The sequence below is a fragment of the Mesorhizobium sp. M1406 genome (assembly GCF_040317555.1).
In the GTDB taxonomy this organism is placed as follows: domain Bacteria; phylum Pseudomonadota; class Alphaproteobacteria; order Rhizobiales; family Rhizobiaceae; genus Mesorhizobium.
The window spans coordinates 1-651 of record NZ_JAMYKW010000191.1 but is presented as its reverse complement, the minus strand read 5'-3'; the positions used below and the strand labels follow the sequence as shown (position 1 = coordinate 651).

The window sequence follows — 651 nt, the reverse complement described above, 5'->3', positions numbered from 1 at the left end:
GAGATCGAAGGATTCGAGGCGCAGGAAATTGCCTGTGAAAAAAGGATCGAGGTTCTCCTAAAGGAAATTGCTGTTCTGAGTGGGCTGCGCGACCAAGGCATTGTCTCGGACCAACGGTTGAACAGCCTGAAGATCCAGGTTGCCACTTTCGGTGGCGAACGCGGTGAGAAGATCGCACATCAGGCACAGACAGCAGCCCGCATAGCCGAAACGCGCCTGCAGATCCCGCAGATCGATCAGGATTTCAAGACCGAAGTCGGCCAGGAGCTCAGAGAGGTTCAGGCGCAGATCGGGGAGTATGGTGAGCGCAAGGTGGCGGCTGAACAGGAACTGCGACGGATCGATATCGTCGCGCCGCAGTCAGGCACCATTCAACAACTCGCAGTTCATACGGTCGGCGGAGTGATTACGCCCGCCGATCCGATCATGCTAATCGTGCCGGAAGGCGACGATCTTGCGCTGGAAGTACGGATCACCCCGAAGGACATCGACCAAATCCAGCTTGGTCACAAGGCCGTGCTGCGGATGTCAGCCTTCAATCTGAGAACCACGCCGGAATTGAACGGATATGTCAGCCGGATCGCAGCCGATCTGGCGACGGACGAAAAAAACGGCATTTCGTATTACCTGGTGCGTCTATCGGTTCCGCAT

1 protein-coding gene is annotated in these 651 nt (G+C 56.5%); it reads left to right on the top strand.

Translation table 11 applies throughout. The features are described from left to right. On the top strand, positions 1–651 hold a 651-nt coding region (locus tag NKH03_RS34895; protein WP_352973387.1), incomplete at both ends, for a beta-barrel domain-containing protein.